At 67.0% G+C, this 17,433-nt stretch carries 17 protein-coding genes; 10 read left to right on the top strand and 7 right to left on the bottom strand.

Annotated elements, in window-relative coordinates; all coding sequences use genetic code 11:
• The first annotated feature begins 156 nt into the window (after positions 1-156).
• Positions 157-1,002 carry an AAA family ATPase gene (locus tag AC1REK_RS06545; RefSeq protein ID WP_327520686.1) on the top strand — a complete coding sequence of 282 codons (846 nt, stop codon included), beginning with the start codon at positions 157-159 and terminating at the stop codon, positions 1,000-1,002.
• Here AC1REK_RS06545 and AC1REK_RS06540 read toward each other — a convergent pair.
• Positions 977-1,753 (bottom strand): hypothetical protein, encoded by a 777-nt coding sequence (locus tag AC1REK_RS06540; RefSeq protein WP_492268633.1) that lies wholly within the window; start codon positions 1,751-1,753, stop codon positions 977-979. The two genes, AC1REK_RS06545 and AC1REK_RS06540, sit on opposite strands and share 26 nt — an antisense overlap.
• Here AC1REK_RS06540 and AC1REK_RS06535 point away from each other — a divergent pair.
• Both AC1REK_RS06535 and AC1REK_RS06530 read left to right on the top strand, forming a co-directional pair.
• Positions 1,746-2,255: a DUF2975 domain-containing protein gene (locus AC1REK_RS06535; protein WP_327520684.1), complete on the top strand. Its 510-nt coding sequence runs from the start codon at positions 1,746-1,748 to the stop codon at positions 2,253-2,255. The two genes, AC1REK_RS06540 and AC1REK_RS06535, sit on opposite strands and share 8 nt — an antisense overlap.
• Before the next feature lie 10 nt (positions 2,256-2,265).
• On the top strand, positions 2,266-2,511 hold the full coding sequence (locus AC1REK_RS06530; RefSeq protein WP_492268634.1) for a helix-turn-helix domain-containing protein: 246 nt from the start codon (positions 2,266-2,268) through the stop codon (positions 2,509-2,511).
• Here the strand turns inward: AC1REK_RS06530 and AC1REK_RS06525 are convergent.
• Entirely contained in the window at positions 2,508-3,770 is a 1,263-nt protein-coding gene (locus AC1REK_RS06525; RefSeq protein WP_492268635.1) for an ABA4-like family protein, read from the bottom strand. The two genes, AC1REK_RS06530 and AC1REK_RS06525, sit on opposite strands and share 4 nt — an antisense overlap.
• A 106-nt stretch (positions 3,771-3,876) precedes the next feature.
• Between AC1REK_RS06525 and AC1REK_RS06520 the strand changes: the two genes are divergently transcribed.
• The 7 genes from AC1REK_RS06520 (at position 3,877) to AC1REK_RS06490 (ending at position 12,720) form a co-directional block, all read left to right on the top strand.
• Complete coding sequence (locus AC1REK_RS06520) at positions 3,877-4,563, top strand: TetR/AcrR family transcriptional regulator (protein ID WP_327520682.1); 687 nt, start codon at positions 3,877-3,879, stop codon at positions 4,561-4,563.
• A gap of 38 nt (positions 4,564-4,601) precedes the next feature.
• Positions 4,602-5,129 (top strand): SixA phosphatase family protein, encoded by a 528-nt coding sequence (locus tag AC1REK_RS06515; RefSeq protein ID WP_492268690.1) that lies wholly within the window; start codon positions 4,602-4,604, stop codon positions 5,127-5,129.
• Positions 5,130-5,142: 13 nt separating this feature from the next.
• Positions 5,143-6,591, top strand: a complete 1,449-nt coding sequence (locus AC1REK_RS06510; protein WP_492268636.1) for a YcjX family GTP-binding protein — start codon at positions 5,143-5,145, stop codon at positions 6,589-6,591.
• A gap of 13 nt (positions 6,592-6,604) precedes the next feature.
• The gene (locus tag AC1REK_RS06505; RefSeq protein ID WP_492268637.1) at positions 6,605-7,612 is read left to right on the top strand and encodes a YcjF family protein; all 1,008 of its coding nucleotides are present in this window, start codon (positions 6,605-6,607) and stop codon (positions 7,610-7,612) included.
• 241 nt (positions 7,613-7,853) lie between these two features.
• Positions 7,854-9,263 (top strand): flagellar hook protein FlgE, encoded by a 1,410-nt coding sequence (locus AC1REK_RS06500; protein WP_066472258.1) that lies wholly within the window; start codon positions 7,854-7,856, stop codon positions 9,261-9,263.
• Positions 9,264-9,327: 64 nt separating this feature from the next.
• A complete protein-coding gene (gene flgK / locus AC1REK_RS06495) occupies positions 9,328-11,190 on the top strand; it encodes a flagellar hook-associated protein FlgK (RefSeq protein WP_492268638.1) in 1,863 nt (620 codons plus the stop codon).
• Positions 11,191-11,202: 12 nt separating this feature from the next.
• A complete protein-coding gene (locus tag AC1REK_RS06490) occupies positions 11,203-12,720 on the top strand; it encodes a flagellar biosynthesis protein FlgL (RefSeq protein WP_327520677.1) in 1,518 nt (505 codons plus the stop codon).
• Between the two features lie 128 nt (positions 12,721-12,848).
• Here AC1REK_RS06490 and flaF read toward each other — a convergent pair whose 3' ends face one another.
• From flaF to AC1REK_RS06465, 5 genes are all read right to left on the bottom strand, one after another.
• Positions 12,849-13,220: a flagellar biosynthesis regulator FlaF gene (gene flaF, locus AC1REK_RS06485; protein WP_492268639.1), complete on the bottom strand. Its 372-nt coding sequence runs from the start codon at positions 13,218-13,220 to the stop codon at positions 12,849-12,851.
• Positions 13,204-13,596 (bottom strand): flagellar biosynthesis repressor FlbT, encoded by a 393-nt coding sequence (gene flbT, locus AC1REK_RS06480; RefSeq protein ID WP_492268640.1) that lies wholly within the window; start codon positions 13,594-13,596, stop codon positions 13,204-13,206. The genes flaF and flbT overlap by 17 nt, the downstream gene beginning before the upstream one ends.
• A 47-nt stretch (positions 13,597-13,643) precedes the next feature.
• Positions 13,644-15,011 carry a flagellin N-terminal helical domain-containing protein gene (locus tag AC1REK_RS06475; RefSeq protein WP_492268641.1) on the bottom strand — a complete coding sequence of 456 codons (1,368 nt, stop codon included), beginning with the start codon at positions 15,009-15,011 and terminating at the stop codon, positions 13,644-13,646.
• A 187-nt stretch (positions 15,012-15,198) separates the two neighbouring features.
• Positions 15,199-16,557, bottom strand: a complete 1,359-nt coding sequence (locus tag AC1REK_RS06470) for a flagellin N-terminal helical domain-containing protein (RefSeq protein WP_492268642.1) — start codon at positions 16,555-16,557, stop codon at positions 15,199-15,201.
• A 274-nt stretch (positions 16,558-16,831) separates the two neighbouring features.
• Positions 16,832-17,302: a flagellar protein FlaG gene (locus AC1REK_RS06465; protein WP_492268643.1), complete on the bottom strand. Its 471-nt coding sequence runs from the start codon at positions 17,300-17,302 to the stop codon at positions 16,832-16,834.
• Positions 17,303-17,433: the final 131 nt, after the last annotated feature.

Raw genomic sequence — 17,433 nt, 5'->3', positions numbered from 1 at the left:
TTTGCGTGCTGCGCCGCGACGACACAACAAAATCAAGCGGCTCCCGCGCGAAAACTTGCCGGGCCGGGAGCCGGCGACTAGACCTCGACGAAGGCCCGTCGCGATGCGGGCCGGGAGGCCGCGGGCCGTGGCCCCTCCGATAGCGAAGGGTTACGCATGCGCTTCACCGGCACCGCTTCTTACGTCGCCACCGAGGATCTCACCGTCGCCGTCAATGCCGCGATCCGCCTGGAGCGGCCGCTGCTGGTCAAGGGCGAGCCCGGCACCGGCAAGACCGTGCTGGCCGAGGAGATCGCCGCCGCGCTTGGGGCGCCGCTGATCACCTGGCACGTCAAGTCGACGACCAAGGCGCAGCAGGGGCTCTACGAATACGATGCGGTCAGCCGCCTGCGCGACAGCCAGCTCGGCGATGCCCGCGTCTCCGACATCGCCAACTACATCAAGCGCGGCAAGCTCTGGGAGGCCTTCGTCTCGCCGGTGCGCCCGGTGCTGCTGATCGACGAGATCGACAAGGCCGATATCGAGTTCCCCAACGACCTGCTGCTCGAGCTCGACCGCATGGAATTCCATGTCTACGAGACCGGCGAGACCATCCGCGCCGCGCAGCGCCCGGTGATGATCATCACCTCCAACAACGAGAAGGAGCTGCCGGACGCTTTCCTGCGCCGCTGCTTCTTCCACTATATCCGCTTCCCCGACGCCGAGACGATGCAGGCGATCATCGAGGTGCATTTCCCGGGCATCAAGAAGCGGCTGATGGAGGAGGCGCTGCGCCTGTTCTTCGAGGTCCGCGAGGTGCCGGGCATCAAGAAGAAACCGTCGACCTCGGAGCTGCTCGACTGGCTGAAGCTGCTCGTCGCCGAGGATATCGGCCCCGAGGTGCTGCGCGAGCGCGATCCCCGCAAGCTGATCCCGCCGCTGCACGGCGCGCTCCTGAAGAACGAGCAGGACGTCTCGCTGTTCGAGAAGCTCGCCTTCATGGTTCGGCGCGAGAGCCGCTGAGCTTCGCCGGCGGGATCTCATCGCAAGGCGGGATGGCGGCGGCGAGATCGAGCTTGGGATCGATCTCGCGGACGGCCTGCCTGAGATCGAAATCGCGCATCAGCAGGACATAGTCCTGCGTTTCCGACGTTCTGAGGTAGCCGCTCATCGCGATCGGTTTGCCTGTGAGCTCGCCCAGCCGGCAGGCCTTGTTCGCCTCAAGCGACAGGCTGCCGCGATTGCCGCTGTTCTGCGGCCCGGCGAACATCTCCTCGCGGAAGGCGCCGAGCCGGGCGGCATCGCCCGTACCCAGCTTGAACAGCGTGAAGCGCCGACCGGGCGCTGCCATGGTCGGCAGCTTGGCGAGCTCGACCGCGTCGCGGACCTCCTCCAGCGCGATCTTCCGCTCATGGCGGCCGCCATCCTTCGGCAAGGCGACGAGCGTCATGGTGACGCCGCCGGGCAATGTGCGGATGTCGGCGGGCAGGCTGATGCCGGCGCGCAGCTCGGCGAGGTTCGTCGTCTTGATATCGACCTTCGACAGTTTCGGCAGCGAGCTCAGCGGAACGTGGCCGCAACCGGCGATGAGGCTGAAAAGCAGCAGTTTGGCGGGCAGGGCGATGCGCATGGTGGTTCTCGATTGAATGGTTTTGACATTCAGAAATTCATCTCTTAGTTTAATTTTGTCAATCATGGAGCGAAGCAATATGACGCCCTCTCTAAGCTCGCCCCAAGGCCTCGCCGCGATGACGAGGCTGCGCCGCGTGAGCACGATCGCCCGTTTCGCCTGCTTCGCGGCGGCTGCCCTGATGGCCTTCGGTGCGGTTTGGCTCTGGCGCGATCCTGAGCAGCTCGCCGCCTATGCTCGCGGTACGGTCGGGGTGAGTGCGCCGATCGGCCCGCTCTCTGTGCGCGGCTACTGGATCGCGCTTGCGGTCGGCCTCGTGCCGGCTGGTCTCTTCGTCGCGGCGATGCTGCGTCTCGCCGGGCTGTTCGGCCGTTTCAGCCGCGGTCAGGTGCTGGAGGAGGCGAATGCGGAGCGCCTCACGCGGGTCGGCTGGCTGCTGACGGCGATGGGCCTGGCGACGCCGGTGACGCGCGCGTTGCAGAGCGTCGCGCTGACCTTCGACAACCCGTCAGGCCACAAGCAGCTGGCGATCACGCTCGATCCCGGTACGTTCGGCGCGCTGGCGGCCGGTGCGGCGCTGGTCGCCTTCGGGCTGGTGCTCAAGGAGGCGGTGCGGCTCGCGGACGAGAATCAGAGTTTCGTGTAGGAGCTTGGCGATGCCGATCATCGTCGAACTCGATGTCATGCTGGCGCGTCGCAAGATGCGCTCGAAGGAACTCGCCCAGCGCATCGGGTTGACCGAGCAGCAGGTCTCGCAGCTGAAATCCGGCAAGGTCCGCGGCATGCGCTTCGATACGCTCGGCCGGATCTGCGCGGTGCTCGACTGCCAGCCGGGTGACCTGCTGCGCTATGAAGCGGGCCTAGAAGATCTGACGCTCGATCCCGGTCCGGCTGAGGGTTAGCCCAGCCCGAGCAGTGGGCGTGCTTGCAGCGCTGCGACGAGCGCCGTCGCGGTGATCGCGGCATAGGCGGCCGAGACCGCCCCGAGCGCGACGAGCCCGGCTCTGCTCTGCCGCGTGGCCAGCCAGAGCAGCACGCCGATCGCCGGGATGATCTGCAAGGCGTGCAGGCCGAGGAAATGCGCGACGCGCAGGTCTCCGATTGTCAGCGACCAGCCGAAGAAGGGAAGCGTCCGGTGCGCATCGGGCACGACGCCGACATAATGCCCGCTCGCGCTGGAGCTGAGGATCGCGCCGCTGGCGAGGCCGAAGACGCAAGTCAGGGCCAGCCCGACGACCAGCGACCTCCGCACCACCTCCGGCATGGGGGCGGTGTCGCGGCGCGACAGTCCATAGGCGAGGAAGCCGGGCGCGAGCGTGAACATCACCGCGCCGATGCCCATCGCGACATAAAGCGCGATGCCGACCCAGTCATCGCGGTTATAGTGCGAGGCCTCCACCCGGGAGGCGCGCCAGGCGATGTAGAGCACTTCGAGCACGATCGGCACGGTCACCGGCCAGACCATGTAGCGCCCCGCCCATGATGCCCGGAAATGCTCGCTGGTCAGCGGCAGGAGGACCGCGAGCGTCAGCAGGTAGAAGGCGACCGAGAGCTCGAATTTCAGCGGCTTCACCCAGGTGCCGACGCCGCCGAACAGCCGGTCGTCGAGGCTCAGGGCAAGCACGGTGGGCAGCGCCAGCGCCAGCATGGCGAAGGCTGCCGCGGCGAGCCGCGGCTCGATCTCGATGTCGCGCAGCCAGCCCGGCAGCCTAGCCTGGAAGCGGGCGATGCGGTCTTCGCGGGCAAGGCGGAAACAGGCGGCGAGCAGCAGCCAGGAGAGATAGCCGGCGGGACCGAACAGGAAGGTCAGGATCAGGACCGGCACCATCAGCCAGTGCGGAATCTCTTCTTCCTGCGAGCGCCTGAGGATCCAGTTCCCGAGGAACAGGTCGAAGGCGAGATAGTGCCCCCAGCCTGCGAGCAGCAGCGGCCTCGAGCCGAACAGGCTGGAAACCGCGGCGAGCGAGCTGAAGCCGCCTTCGGCGCCGTGCCAGTAGACGGCGATCAGCACGAGGTAGCCGAGCGAGAGCAGGGCCGGAATGATCCAGCCGGCGAGTGCCGCCGAGACGCCGCGCCAGCGCGGCAGCAGGATCAGCGAAAGCCAGCCGATGATGGCGAGGCGGCCGGCGACAGCGAAGGCGTCGTCGAAAAAGCTCGGCATCGCAAACTCCGATCTTGACGCTGTTAAGTTGTCGACTTTGCCTATTGAGCTATCTTGACGGCGTCAAGTTCAATTTTGACGTTGTAAAGATATGGAGTTGTCGGACATGGCGATGGGGGTGGCGGGGCGCGGCGGCTATCATCATGGCGATCTGCGCCAGGCGATGATCGACGCGGCCGAGGCAGTCCTGGCCGAAAAGGGCGTCGACGGCTTCACCTTGCGCGAATGCGCGCGGCGCGCCGGGGTCTCGCCCGCGGCGCCGGCGCATCATTTCGGCAATCTCGTGGGCCTGCTGACCGCGGTGGCGACGCTCGGCTTCGACGAGCTGTCCAATGCGATGGAGACGGCGGTGGCGGAGGCCGTCTCCAGCGGCGGCGACCGGCTCGCGGCGATCGCGGACGCCTATCTCGCGACCGCCCTGGCGCGGCCCGGCCGCTTCCGGGTCGTCTTCGGGCGCCTCGGCCTGAAGCGCGGCGACGACGCGCTGATGCGCGCTGGCCTGCGGGCCTTCGGCATCCTGGTGCGCGAAACCAAGCTGGCCCTCGGGCGGCACATGACGGACGATCCGCTGACGCGGTTGCCGTCGAGCTATTCCGAGGATGCCGATCTCGGCGCGATCCTCTTCGTCTGGTCGCTGACGCACGGATTTTCGACCATGCTGATCGATGGCCAGCTTGGCTCATTCGAGACCCTGCCCGGCGGCCGCGAGCGCCTGCTCAAGCTCTATTCGCAGCAACTCGTGCAGTTGCTGGTCAGCGCGGTGCGCCAGAGCCGGAGCGATATCGGCGCATAGCCCTCGCAAATCCCGGCGGGCGTGGTTAGATGGCGACCATGCGCCGCCTGATGCTTCTGCGCCATGCCAAGTCGAGCTGGCCCGCCAATACTGCCGACCGCGACCGGCCGCTCGCCGTGCGCGGACGCGAGGCCGCCCCGGTGATGGGCCGCTATCTCGCCGAGGAGCTGCTGTTTCCCGACCTTGTCCTGATCTCGCCGGCCAAGCGCACGGTCGAGACCTGGGAGCTGGTGCGGCCGATGCTGCCGGAAAAGCCGCCGACGCAGTTCGAGCCGCGGATCTACGAATCGCCGCCCGAGCGGCTGCTGAAGGTGGTGCAGGAGGTCGAGCCGTCGGTGCGGACCCTGCTGATGATCGGCCATAATCCCGGCTTCGAGGAGCTTGCTTCCAAGCTCACCAGTCATGGCGACCGCTATGCGGCGGCACGCATGGCCCAGAAGTATCCGACGGCCGGGCTCGCGGTGATCGATTTCGACATCGAGGACTGGCGCGATCTCGCGCCCCGTTCCGGCCGGCTCGACCGCTTCGTCACGCCCGCCTCGCTGGGCGAGGGGCCGGACGAGTGAGGCGCCCGGCCTGATGGCGTCGGCCTCCTATCTCGACGAGGCCCGCGATGCGGCGCTGGCTTTCGGCGACAGCCTGCTCGGCCTGGCGCGACCGCGGCTGCGCATCGGGGTCACCGGCCTGTCGCGCTCGGGCAAGACCGTCTTCACCACGGCGCTGATCCAGAATCTGGTCGAAGGCGCCAGGCTGCCGGTGCTGAAGGCTTCGGCGGAAGGGCGGATCGCCCGTGTGCGGCTGGTGCCGCAGCCCGATCCCGATATTCCGCGCTTTCCCTATGAGGCGCATCGCGCCGCCCTGTCGGGGCCGGACCGGCGCTGGCCGGAATCGACAAGACGGATCTCCGAGCTGCGGCTGGAGATCGACTATGAGCGGGCACAGGGCTGGTTCAAGGGGCCGGCGACGCTGACGCTCGACATCGTCGACTATCCCGGCGAGTGGCTGCTCGACCTTGCTCTGATCAATCAGGACTATGCCGGCTGGTCGGCCCAGGCCGTCGCCGATGCGCGCAAGCCGCATCGCCTGCCCGTTGCGGCGCCCTGGCTCGACGACCTGAAGGCACGCGATCCTGCCGGCCCCGTCGACGAAATGGCAGCGGAGGCGGCGAGCGAGCGTTTCAAGGCCTATCTCGCGGCATTACGGGCCGACCCCGAGGCCGTCGCGGTGACGCCGCCCGGGCGCTTCCTGATGCCGGGCGATCTCGACGGCTCGCCGGCGCTGACCTTCGCGCCGCTCGACCTTCCGCCCGGTGTCCAGCCTGCGCCGGGCACGCTCGCCGGGCTGATGGCGGAGCGCTTCGAGGCCTATAAGCGGGTCGTGGTGGTGCCGTTCTTCCGCGAGCATTTCGCCAGGCTCGACCGGCAGATCGTGCTGGTCGACGCGCTGGCGGCGCTCGATGCCGGTCCGGCAGCGCTCGCCGATCTCGAGACGGCGCTCGGCCAGGCGCTCTCGGCCTTCTCGGTCGGTCGCAATTCCTGGCTCACCAGCCTGTTCGCGCCGCGGATCGAAAAAGTGCTCTTCGCCGCGACCAAGGCCGACCATATCCACCACACCAGCCATGACCGGCTCGCCAATGTGATGTCGCATCTGGTGGCGCGTGCCGCGGGCAAGGCGCAGGGCGCCGGCGCCAAGGTCGAGGCGATGGCCTTCGCCGCGATCCGCGCCACGCGCGAGGTCCGGATCCGCGACGGGCGCGAGGAGCTGCCGGCGATCGCCGGCGTGCCCGAGGCCGGCGAGATCGTCGACGGCGAGGTCTTCGACGGCCAGACCGAGGCCGCGATCTTCCCCGGCGAGTTGCCGCAGCGGCCGGAGGCGATCTTCGACCCTGCGACGCCGCGCTGGCAGGTGCGCGCGCCGCGCTTCCGCCCGCCGCTGGTCAAGCCCGATGCCGGCGGCCGTCTTGCGCCGCCGCCGCAGATCCGCCTCGACCGTGCGCTCGAATTCCTGATCGGCGACCGGCTGTCATGAGGGGAGGGCAAGGGTGAGCAAGGCGCCACGAGCCATCCGTCTCGATCCGGCTAGGCCGGAGGACGAGCTGTCCGAGCGGCTGGCTGCCGGCGGCGACGTTGCGATCGTACCCGAGCATGAGCCGATCGAGCCGGAGGCGGCGCTTGCCGCGCCGGTTCCGCGTCGGCGTCCCTTGAGCTGGGGCAGCCTGTTCGTCGCGGCGCTTTCGGGGCTGCTGGCGCTTTCCGCCGCGATCTGGACCGAGCAGACGATCAGGTGGCTGCTGGCGCTCAACCCCGCAGTCGGGATTGCGGCGCTGGTCTGTGCCGGCCTCGCCGCGCTGGCGCTTATCGTCATGCTTGGACGGGTGCTGCGCGACATCCTGCGCGAGCGCAGGGTCGAAGCCTTGCGCGAGCGTGCCGTCGCGGCGCTCGCCGAAAGCGACCTCGCCAAGGCGCGGGCGGTCACGGCCGATCTCGAACGGCTCTATTCAGGCCGGGCGGAGACGGCGAAGGGCCGGGCAGAGCTTGCCGCCCATGCGCCGCAATTGCTGGCTGCGCGCGATCTCCTCACCGTCGCCGAACGCAGCCTGATGACCCCGCTCGATGCGCTCGCCCAGGCGCAGGTGGCGCAGGCAGCGCGGCGGGTCTCGCTGGTCACCGCGGTCAGCCCGCGCGCGCTGGTCGACGTCGTCTTCGTGCTCGTCGCCTGCGCGCGGCTGCTGCGGGCGGTCGCCGGCGTCTATGCCGGCCGGCCGGGGACGCTCGGCCTGCTTCGGCTGGCACGGCAGGTGCTCGGCCATCTCGTCGTCACCGGCGGCATCGCGGCCGGCGATGCGGTGATCCAGCAGGTGCTCGGCCAGGGCCTGGCCGCGAGGCTCTCGGCCAAGCTCGGCGAGGGCGTGCTGAACGGGCTCCTGACCGCGCGCATCGGCCTTGCCGCGATCGCTGTCTGCCGGCCGCTGCCTTTCGTCGAGGCGCAGCCGCCGGGATTGTCCGACGTGGCGGGCGACCTGTCGGGCTGGGGCGGCAAGGACGGTTGAGCCTCATCGTCGTTCCGGGCCGGCGCTGCGATTCGCGCCGGAAACGACGATCGCGCTCGGCAGAATTTGCCGGTGCCGGATGAATCTGCCCGGTCGGAAGCGCCGGGAAAGATTCTGAAAACCATCCAAGCTCTTGAAATATCTCAGCCCTCGCGGTGGCACGGGCTGTGCAAACTCACCTGCGGTTCGACATGCCGCCCATGGGGGCGCTGTCCGGGTCTGCTGACCAGGTGAGGTTGCGATGGGTGTTTTCAGTGCGCTGACGACGGCGGTGACGGGCATGCAGGCCCAGTCCTATGCCCTCGAGAATATCTCCGGCAACATTGCGAACTCGCGTACCGCCGGCTTCAAGCGGGTCGACACCAGCTTCTCGGACCTGGTGCCGGATTCAGCGCTGAACCGGCAGATCGCCGGCTCGGTCGCTTCCTATAGCCGTGCGACCAACACGATCCAGGGCGACCTCAACGCGACCCGCATCGACACCAATGCGGCCATCAATGGCGACGGCTTCTTCGTGGTCGACCAGCGCCAGAGCGGCGTCGGCGCCTCGACCCAGTTCGCCAACACCAATCTCTACACCCGCCGCGGCGACTTCGATTTCGATGCCGACGGCTATCTCGTCAACGGCGCCGGCTACTATCTCAAGGGCCAGAAGATCGACCCCGTCACCGGCCAGGTGATCGGCAGCCAGCCCGATGTGCTGCGCATCACCAAGGACCAGTTCCCGGCCAAGGCGACGACGCAGATCGAATACAGCGCCAACATCCCGGCCTATCCGAAGACCAACAGCGCCGTTTCCACGACACTTGGATCCGAGCTGCTCAATGCCGGCACGGGCTTCGGAACCAACCCCAGCATCACGCCGGGCGGTACCGGCACCGTGGTCGGCAGCGACCTCACCACTTTCCTCAACCGCTCGATCCCAGGCGGTTCGGTCACGGTCTACGACACGCTCGGCAAGGCGACGAGCGTCGAGCTGCGCTGGGCCAAGATTTCCAACGCGACGGCAGGCCCGCCGGCGGTCGCCGACACCTGGAACCTGTTCGTCGCCGAGAATACCGGCGCGACCGGCGCGGCGGTCGCCTACCGGAACATCAATCAGAACATCACCTTCGACTCGACCGGCAAGATGACGCTGCCGGCGAACGGCAACATCGTCATCCCGCCGATGACGATCGGTGGCACTGCGATCTCGCCCGCCGCCGCTCCCATCACGATCGTCACCAACGGCACCAGCCTGACCCAGAACGGCGACACCAGCGGCCAGATCGACGCCCGCAGCATTCGTCAGAACGGCTACACCGCCGGCACACTCGACCGGGTCTCGATCTCGAACGAGGGTCAGGTGATCGGCACCTTCAGCAACGGCCAGGTCGTGGCGCTGGCGCAGATCGCGGTTGCCCGCTTCAACGCCGGCAACGCGCTGAAGCGCCTCGACGGCGGCGCTTTCGAAGAGACGATCGAATCCGGCGCGCCGATCGTCGGCCTCGGCACCGCGGCGCTGATCGGCGGCAATGTCGAGCAGTCCAACACCGACATCGCCGATGAGTTCTCGAAGATGATCGTCACCCAGCAGGCCTATTCGGCCAACACCAAGGTGATCTCGACGGCGCAGGAGATGCTGCGCGACGTCTTCAACATCATCCGCTGAGCACGACCGGGCAGCCGGAGCCTGACGGTCCAGGAGGGCCGGGGCGAGACGACAGGAGTTGACGATGGGGCTCGGAACCGCTCTCGACACCGCCATTTCCGGCCTGCGCGGCACGCAGGCCGGCATCGGCGTCATCTCGCAGAACGTCGCCAATGTCGGCACCGCCGGCTATGTCCGGCGCTCGGTCTCGAATGTCGACACCAATGCCGGGCGCAATGTCGGCGTCGGCAATCCGAACGTCCAGCGCCTGCTCGACCGGATCGTCCAGCACCAGCTCTGGCAGGAGACCTCGGGCGCGGCCTACACCGCGACGCGGGCCGAGGCCTTTGCCGGGCTCGACCAGCTCTATGGCGCGCCCGGCAGCGCGACCGCGCTCGACTCGATGTTCAGCACCTTCACCAGTTCGCTGCAGGCGCTGCGGAACGATCCGTCCTCCTATACCAACCGCACCGCCGTCCTTAACTCCGCAAGCCAGCTCGCGAACCGGCTGCGCACGGTCTCCGAGGGTGTGCAGACGCTGCGCAACCAGGCCGAGGCGGGCATCGGCAATGCAGTCGGCCGGGTCAACGAGCTGCTGGACTCGCTGACCAACGTCAACGCCCGCATCGTCAATGGCGAGGCGAGCTCGGGCAACGCCGATCTGCGCGACCAGCGCGACCGGATCGTCTCGGAACTCTCGCAGTATCTCGAGATCCGGACCCAGGAGCAGCCGAGCGGCGCGATCACCATTACCGCCGCCTCCGGCACGCAGCTCTTCGATGGCCGCCCGACCGTCCGCTTCGAGTTCGACCAGCGCAGCGCGCTCGGCCCGAACGCGCAATGGAGCACGGACCCGGCGCAGCGCGGCGTCGGCACGATCGTCGCGAGGGATCTCTCCGGCAACGGCTTCGACGCCATCGCCAACAACACCTTCCGCTCCGGTGAGATCGGTGCGCTGCTCGAGCTGCGCGACAAGACGCTGGTGCAGGCGCAGGCGCAACTCGACGAGATCGCCGCCCAGCTTGCGAGCGCGCTGTCTGATCGCGAAGTCGCGGGAACGGCAGCCACCGCGGGTGCCGCGACTGGCTTCGATGTCGACCTCAACGGCCTGAAGGCCGGCAATACGGTGACGCTCGACTACAAGGTCACGCCCGGTGGGCAGACCCAGCGCTACACCTTCGTGCGCGTCGATTCCGCCGCGTCGCTGCCACTGCCTGCCTCGGCCCAGGGCGATGCCAACAACCGCGTCATCGGCATCGACTTCTCCGGCGGCCCGGCCTCGGTCGCGGCGCAGATGCAGGCGGCGGTCGGTCCCGGCTTCACCATTTCGAACACGGGCTCGGTGCTGCGCATCGTCGACGACGGAGCCGCCGGCACGCGCGACGTCGTTGGCCTGATCGCGCGCCCGACGCAGGACTCGCTGACTGGCGGCACGGCGGAGCTTCCCTTCTTCGTCGATTCCGGCCGCGCCAATGGCGCCTATACCGGGTCCTACGAGGGGGGGGCGCAGTCGGTCGGTTTCGCCTCGCGGATCGTGGTGAACCCTAATCTCGTCAGCGACCCCAAGTCCCTGGTGCTCCTCACCCCCACGACACCGCAGGGCGACACGACCCGCCCGCAGTTCCTGCTCGACCGGCTGACCTCGAGCCAGCGCAGCTTCACCAACGCCACCGGCTTCGACGGTTCGGGCGCGACCTCCTCGATGACGATGGCGAACTTCGTCCAGCGCGTCGTGGCCGGGCAGGGGCAGGCGAGCGCCGCCGCCCAGCGGCTCGACGAGGGGCAGCAGGTCGCGCTCGCGGCCGTGCAGAGCCGCTTCCTCGAGGATGCACAGGTCAATGTCGATCAGGAAATGTCGACCCTGATCGAGCTCCAGTCGGCTTACGCCGCCAATGCGCGGGTGATCTCGACCGTCAAGGAGCTGCTCGACGTGCTGTTGAGACTGTAAGGAAACCGCGCCATGACCATCACCGCCACCGGCACCGGCGCCTATCGCTCGGCCAAGCCGAACCAGTTCGTCTCCAGCCGCGCGCAGTTCGACGACCTGCAACGCCAGCTCGCCACCAAGAAGAAGAGCGATACCTTCGCCGGCCTTGGGATGGACCGGAGCCGGAGCCTCGACCTCAACAACAAGCTCTCGACGCTCGAAGGCTACCTGACCGGGATCCAGCGCTCGGAAGTCAATCTGAAGCTCGCTTCCACGGCGGTCGAGAACTTCGCCAAGATGACGCGCGAGACGGTGAGCGACACGCGCACCGGCAGCTATCTGCCGAGCTCGACCGGACGCTCCGCGCCGCAGGTTCTGGCCGAGGAGAAGTTCAAGCAGACGCTCGATCTGCTCAACACCAACGTCAATGGCCGCTACCTGTTCTCCGGCCGCACGGCCGATGTCGAACCGGTCGCCAACTATTCGCTGATCATGAACGGAGACGGCGCCAACCGCGCCGGGCTGAAGCAGCTGATCTCCGAGCGCCGGCAGGCCGATCTCGGCGCCAACGGGCTCGGCCGGCTGACGACGGGCGGAGCGGGCACATCGGCAACGATCGCGAAGGAGGCGGGTGACCCGCCCTACGGCTTCGACCTGACCGGCGCCTCGACCAATTCGGCGGCGCTGACGGTGAACTACACTGCCGGACCGCCGGCCGATATCGCGGTCAACGTGGTCGGAACCCCGCTGCCCGGCGAGACGCTGACGATCAAGCTCGAACTGCCGGACGGCACGAAGGAGGAGATCACGCTGACCGCCCGCGCCGAAGGCACGGACGGCAGCGCCCATGGCAGCTTCGTGATCGGCGCGGACAACAATGCGACGGCGACGAATTTGCGCGCGACCATCGACGCGGCGTTGAAGCGCGAGGCCAGCACCACCCTCTCGGCCTCGTCGGCGCAGGTCGCGGCCAAGGATTTCTTCAATGGCAGCCCGAGCAATCCGCCGCTGCGGGTGCCAGGGCCACCCTTCGACACCGCGTCCACGGCGCCGGCGCCCGGCACCGATGCCAATACGGTGATCTGGTACAGGGGCGACGACGCGGCCGGCCCGGCGCGCGCCACCTCCAGTACCCAGGCCGACCAGAGCCAGATCGTCGCGACCGGCGCGCGCGCCAACGAGGAAGCGTTCCGGACCGGGTTGGCGCAGTTCGCGGTGCTGGCGGCCGAGACCTTCCCCGCGAGCGATCCGAATTCCGAGGCGCGCTATGAGGCGATGACCGAGCGGTCGCGCAATGCGCTGGGCTTCCCGCCCGGCGTCCAGAACCCCTCCGAGATCATCGTCGAGTTCGGCACGGCGCAGACGGCGCTGGCGCAGGCCAAGGAACGGCACACCGCGACCAAGAACTATCTGACGACGACGCTGGACGGCATCGAGAACGTCACCACCGAGGAAGTGGCGGTGCAGATCCTGGCGCTCCAGAACCAGCTTCAGGCGAGCTACCAGACGACCTCGATCCTCTCCAAGCTGAGCCTGACGAACTATCTGTAACCGGCCAGGGCGGCGCTCGGCGCCGCCTTCGCCTTGCCGGTGGTCGCCAAAAAGCGAAAACGCCGCCCGGAGTTCGGGCGGCGTTTTCGTTTTGATTCAGTCAGGAGCGAGGCGGCCCAGGAAAGGGCTCAGCGCCCGCGCAAGCCCGCCGCCAAGTCGCGATTGATGCTGACGAGGACGCCGAGATGCTCGGGCGCCGGCGCAGCCGCGATCTTGAAGGTGTGGTTGAACACGAAGTTGGCGAGGCCGAGCACGCCGCGCTTGATCTCGACCGGCAGAGGATTGTCCTCCTTGATCACCGCCGAGACCAGCAAGGTCCAGAGCTTGCGATTGTAGCTGAGGGCGCCATCGAGCTCGGTCTGCCGGATGGTCCAGTCATCGGCGACGGATTGCAGCCGCGTCGCGGCCTTGATCAGCAGCGAGGCTTCGAGTTCGCGCGGGGAGGCGGTAGTCTGGGCCGATCTGGCGGCAGCGGCATACGCATTATACGCGTTTTGCATTCTCGATGAGTTCCGCTTCGTAGGCGATCAGCTTCTTGGCTGCCTTCAGAGCTTTGTAGAGCTCGCTGCTTAAAATGCAGTTATTGATCTCGTGAATATGCGGCAGAGCGCTGGGCGCTGCCTGCAGGAAGTCGCGCACGAGCTGGAAAAAGACTTCATGCTCGTGCGTCGGATCCTGCTCCAGATACATCAGCTGGATAGCGAGATAGATCTTCTTGGCCGGGGTGTCGGCGCTGGCCGCGGTGAGAATGTCCTTCTCGCGCAGGATCGGCGCGTCGCCCTCGATGAAGAAGCGCGTGCGCTGCTCGTCGTTGCGGATGACGACCGAGCCGATGATGATGCGCTCGTTCGGCTTGAGCTCGACCTTGAGGGCCATTGTCGTTCCTGCCTTCTGGCTGGAGGGGAGGGCGGCGCCTTTCGGGATCAGCCGAAGAGGCGCAGCACGCCCTGGTCGGCCTGCGAGGCCAGCGACAGCGCCGTCTGCGAGAGCTGCTGGCGCGTGTTGAGCGCAAGCAGCTTGGCGCCTTCCTCGTTGGAGTCCGCGAGGACGAGGTTGTCGGCGCCGACGGTCAGGGTGTTGACCATGTTCTTGGTGAAGTCCTGACGGGTCTGGACGACCGAGAGCTGCGACCCCAGGGTCGAGGCGATCGAGCGCAGGTTCGTCAGCACGTTGGTCAGCGCATCGGCCGCCTTGGCGAGGTCGTTGTCATTCTGGATGTTGTAGTCGCCGACATTGGTCACGGTGCCATCGACGGCCCGGCCGATGCCGAGATTCGACGCGGTGATCTGCTGGCCCTGGACATCGAGCTTGTTCTTGTTCGCGCCGGTCTTCTCGTTGAACGTGATCGAGAGCTTGTCGCCGCCGAGCAGATTGATGCCGTTGAAGCCGGAGTCTTCGGCCATGTCGTCAAGCTGGGCGCGCAGATCGTTGAACTGCTGGACCAGGTTGGTGCGAACGACGGAGTTGGCGGTAACGGCGACGTTCTGGATGGCTGCGGCGTCGGTCGCGGTCACCGCGCCATCGCCGAACAACCTGTCGGCGTTGATGTTGCCGGCATCGCCCGCAGCCGCAGTGGGGTCGGCGGTGAATGCGCCGGCGGCGGTCTTCTCGCCGAAAGCCAGTGACAAGGCATCAGAACCGCTACCTGTGATCGTGAGCCTGCCGTCCTGCCCAACGTTTGCAGTCGCGATGCCGGAAGCATTGATGTTGTTGACGAGGTCGCGCAGCGTGTCGGTGGCTCCGATGCTGACGTCGTAAGTGGTCGCTCCTGCCTTGATCTGGAGCGTCTTGACGTTGGTGCCAGATGCGAGGGAGATGCCGACATTGCCCTGGCTGCCGGCCGCGGTGCCGGCTACGGCAGGGGCCACGGCCGCGCCGAGGATTGTCTTGTTGAGAGCGGTCTCGCGGATGCTGGAGCCGCGAGCGGTCGCTTCGGTATCAAGCGCAAGAGCACGCGCAGAGGCGATCTTGGGACGGTTGGCCGCAGCGTCGTTCTGGGCCTGCTTGATCGTCGACTGCAGCGACTTGACCATGTTGATGATCGAGTCGACGCCCTTCGAGGCGGCCTGGATGGTCTGGATGCCGTTGGAAATGCCGTCGAGCAGGTCGGTCAGCTGGCCGGCGCGGTCGTTCAGGCCGAGCGATGTGAAGTAGTTGACGGGGTTGTCGATGGCCGAATTGACCTTCCGGCCGGTGGCGAGGCGGTTCTGGATCGCGCCCTGCTCGGCGGTGGTCTGCTGCAGGGTCAGGAGGTTCTGCCTGACGCCGGCCGTGAGAATCGTGTTCGCCATCTTCGGTCCCCTGAAAGCGCGATTCGGCGCTGTTCGGTTTGGTTTCGACCGATCATCATTTGTTAAGGCTAAGAATTGGTTAAAGGCCGGCGCGGCAGTTAAAGCGAAAGCGGCGGAGCTTTCGCCCCGCCGCTTCCGTGACTTCGGCCCACATCCTGTGGGCTTGCCCGCTTCTGCGGACGAAGGATCAGAACAGACGCAGCACCGCCTGGTCGGCCTGGTTCGACAGCGACAGAGCCGTCTGCGATAGCTGCTGGCGGGTCTGCAGGGCGAGCAGCTTGGCGCCTTCCTCGTTGGTGTCGGCGAGGACCAGGTTGTCGGCGCCCTGGGTCAGGGTGTTCACCAGATCCTTGGTGAAGTCCTGGCGGGTCTGGACGACCGAGAGCTGCGATCCCAGCGTCGAGGCGATCGAGCGCAGGTTCGTCAGCACGTTGGTCAGTGTATCGGCCGCCTTGGCGAGGTCGGTATCGTTCTGGATGTTGTAGTCGCCGGCATTGGTCACGCTGCCGTCGACGGCCGAGCCGATGCCGAGATTCGACGCGGTGATCTCCTGACCCTGGACATCGAGCTTGTTCTTGGCAGCGCCGGTCTTCTCGTTGAACGTGATCGAGAGCTTGTCGCCGCCGAGCAGGTTGATGCCGTTGAAGCCGGAGTCCTTCGCCAGACCATCGAGCTGGGTACGCAGGTCGTTGAACTGCGTGACCAGATTGGTGCGGACGACGGAGTTGGCGGTAACGGCAACGTTCTTGATGGCGTTGGCATCAGTCGCAGCCACCGTGCCGTCACCGAACAGCCTATCGGCGTTGATGTTGCCGGCATCGCCCACGGCGGCGCTGGCGTCGGCGGTGAACACGCCGGCATCGGTCTGGCCGAAGGTGAGCGACAGAGCATCCGAGCCCGTGCCGGTGACGGTCAGCTTGCCGTCCTGGCCCACGCTCGCGGTTGCGATACCCGAGGCATTGATGTTGTTGACGAGGTCGCGAACCGTATCGCCGGCGGCGATGCTGACGGCAACGGTGGTCGCTCCGGCGTTGAGCTGGAGGGTCTTGGTACCGGCAGTCGCGGCGCTGATGCCGATGTTGCCTTGGCTGCCAGCCGCAGTGCCCGCCACGGCGGGATCCACGGTCGTTCCGATGACCGTCTTGTTGAGAGCGACTTCACGGATGCTCGAGTTACGGGCCGTGGCTTCGGCGTCCGTAGCGAGAGCACGCGCAGAGGCGATCTTGGGACGGTTCGCGGCAGCGTCGTTCTGAGCCTGCTTGATCGTCGACTGCAGCGACTTGACCATGCTGGTGATCGAGTCGAGGCCCTTCGACGCGGCCTGGATGGTCTGGACGCCGTTGGAGATGCCGTCGAGCAGGTCGGTCAGCTGGCCGGCGCGGCTGTTCAGGCCCGCGGCGGTGAAGAAGTTGACGGGGTTGTCGACGGCCGAGTTGACCTTCTTGCCGGTGGCGAGACGGAACTGGGCCTGCTGGGCGTCGGTCTTGGTGGAGCCGAGCGAGGAGAGGGCGCTACGCACGCCGGAAGAAAGAGAGACGGTAGCCATCGTAGAATACCCTTCTGGTATGATGCCTTCTGGCGTCCGGGCCGTTCTGGCCAGGACCCGGCGACCATCGGGGTCCATCTCGTAACAAGCGGTAAATTCACCCCGGCGAATTGCCCGGAATTTGGGCGAAACCGGCGCGTGGTTAACTGCAGGTGAAACGGCTTGGGCTGGGCCGGAGCGTCGTTGTGGCCGGGCCGAAACGCCATCGCCCGCCGGCGCGGCCTTGCGGCGAGCGACGGCGGGCGATGGAAAGCCTGGCGGTTCGTGGTCGGTTTCAGGCCGTGCGTTCGACGACGTGCGAGGAGGATGTGCTCGTCTCGCGGGCTCGCTCCATCATGTCGCGGGAGAGGGCGCGCAGTTTCAGCATGGTCTCGTCGGGCAATTGCTCGACCGTCTCGCCGGTGTCGGGATCCGTCTTCTGGAGCACGATGCTGTGGGTCTTCGCGTCGATCACCAGGCGCCGGTCGACCGCCTCGCGCCGTTCCTGCTTCTGATAGGCCGCCTCGGTGCGCTCGCGGTTGACGGCGTCGTCCTGGTTCTGGCGGTACTGCGCCTGCTCCTGGCGCTTCTCATCGGCGCGCGCGCGGATATCGAGCTGGAGGGCCTCGCCAGCCGCGGCGGACTGCACGGTCTTCTCGGCCGGAAGCTCGACCGGCGCGCTGCCGGGCTGGATTGCAATATCGGTCCGCACCGTCGCCTGCGCGGCGCCGGTGGCTATCGTTCTGGGTGCCCCGCCGAAATCCATTCTGGACTCCTCTCGCCTGAGACGGACTCAGTTCATAGTAGCGAGAATGGCCGGGAAAGTTGAATCTGCCGTTAGGGAAATTGGTAAATTGTGAAGGATTGGCTGCTAAGGGCCGCTTTTGGTTAAGGATT

The sequence above is a fragment of the Allobosea sp. GW823-FHT02B03 genome, assembly GCF_058797755.1.
This window is presented reverse-complemented; position numbering and strand designations above follow the sequence as displayed.

Coding starts and splice junctions, on each gene's coding strand:
- AC1REK_RS06545 (WP_327520686.1), top strand. CDS start 157: ATGCGCTTCACCGGCACCGCTTCTTACGTCGCCACCGAGGATCTCACC.
- AC1REK_RS06530 (WP_492268634.1), top strand. CDS start 2,266: ATGCCGATCATCGTCGAACTCGATGTCATGCTGGCGCGTCGCAAGATG.
- AC1REK_RS06525 (WP_492268635.1), bottom strand. CDS start 3,770: ATGCCGAGCTTTTTCGACGACGCCTTCGCTGTCGCCGGCCGCCTCGCC.
- AC1REK_RS06520 (WP_327520682.1), top strand. CDS start 3,877: ATGGCGATGGGGGTGGCGGGGCGCGGCGGCTATCATCATGGCGATCTG.
- AC1REK_RS06515 (WP_492268690.1), top strand. CDS start 4,602: ATGCGCCGCCTGATGCTTCTGCGCCATGCCAAGTCGAGCTGGCCCGCC.
- AC1REK_RS06510 (WP_492268636.1), top strand. CDS start 5,143: ATGGCGTCGGCCTCCTATCTCGACGAGGCCCGCGATGCGGCGCTGGCT.
- AC1REK_RS06500 (WP_066472258.1), top strand. CDS start 7,854: ATGGGTGTTTTCAGTGCGCTGACGACGGCGGTGACGGGCATGCAGGCC.
- flgK (WP_492268638.1), top strand. CDS start 9,328: ATGGGGCTCGGAACCGCTCTCGACACCGCCATTTCCGGCCTGCGCGGC.
- AC1REK_RS06490 (WP_327520677.1), top strand. CDS start 11,203: ATGACCATCACCGCCACCGGCACCGGCGCCTATCGCTCGGCCAAGCCG.
- flaF (WP_492268639.1), bottom strand. CDS start 13,220: ATGCAAAACGCGTATAATGCGTATGCCGCTGCCGCCAGATCGGCCCAG.
- flbT (WP_492268640.1), bottom strand. CDS start 13,596: ATGGCCCTCAAGGTCGAGCTCAAGCCGAACGAGCGCATCATCATCGGC.
- AC1REK_RS06475 (WP_492268641.1), bottom strand. CDS start 15,011: ATGGCGAACACGATTCTCACGGCCGGCGTCAGGCAGAACCTCCTGACC.
- AC1REK_RS06470 (WP_492268642.1), bottom strand. CDS start 16,557: ATGGCTACCGTCTCTCTTTCTTCCGGCGTGCGTAGCGCCCTCTCCTCG.
- AC1REK_RS06465 (WP_492268643.1), bottom strand. CDS start 17,302: ATGGATTTCGGCGGGGCACCCAGAACGATAGCCACCGGCGCCGCGCAG.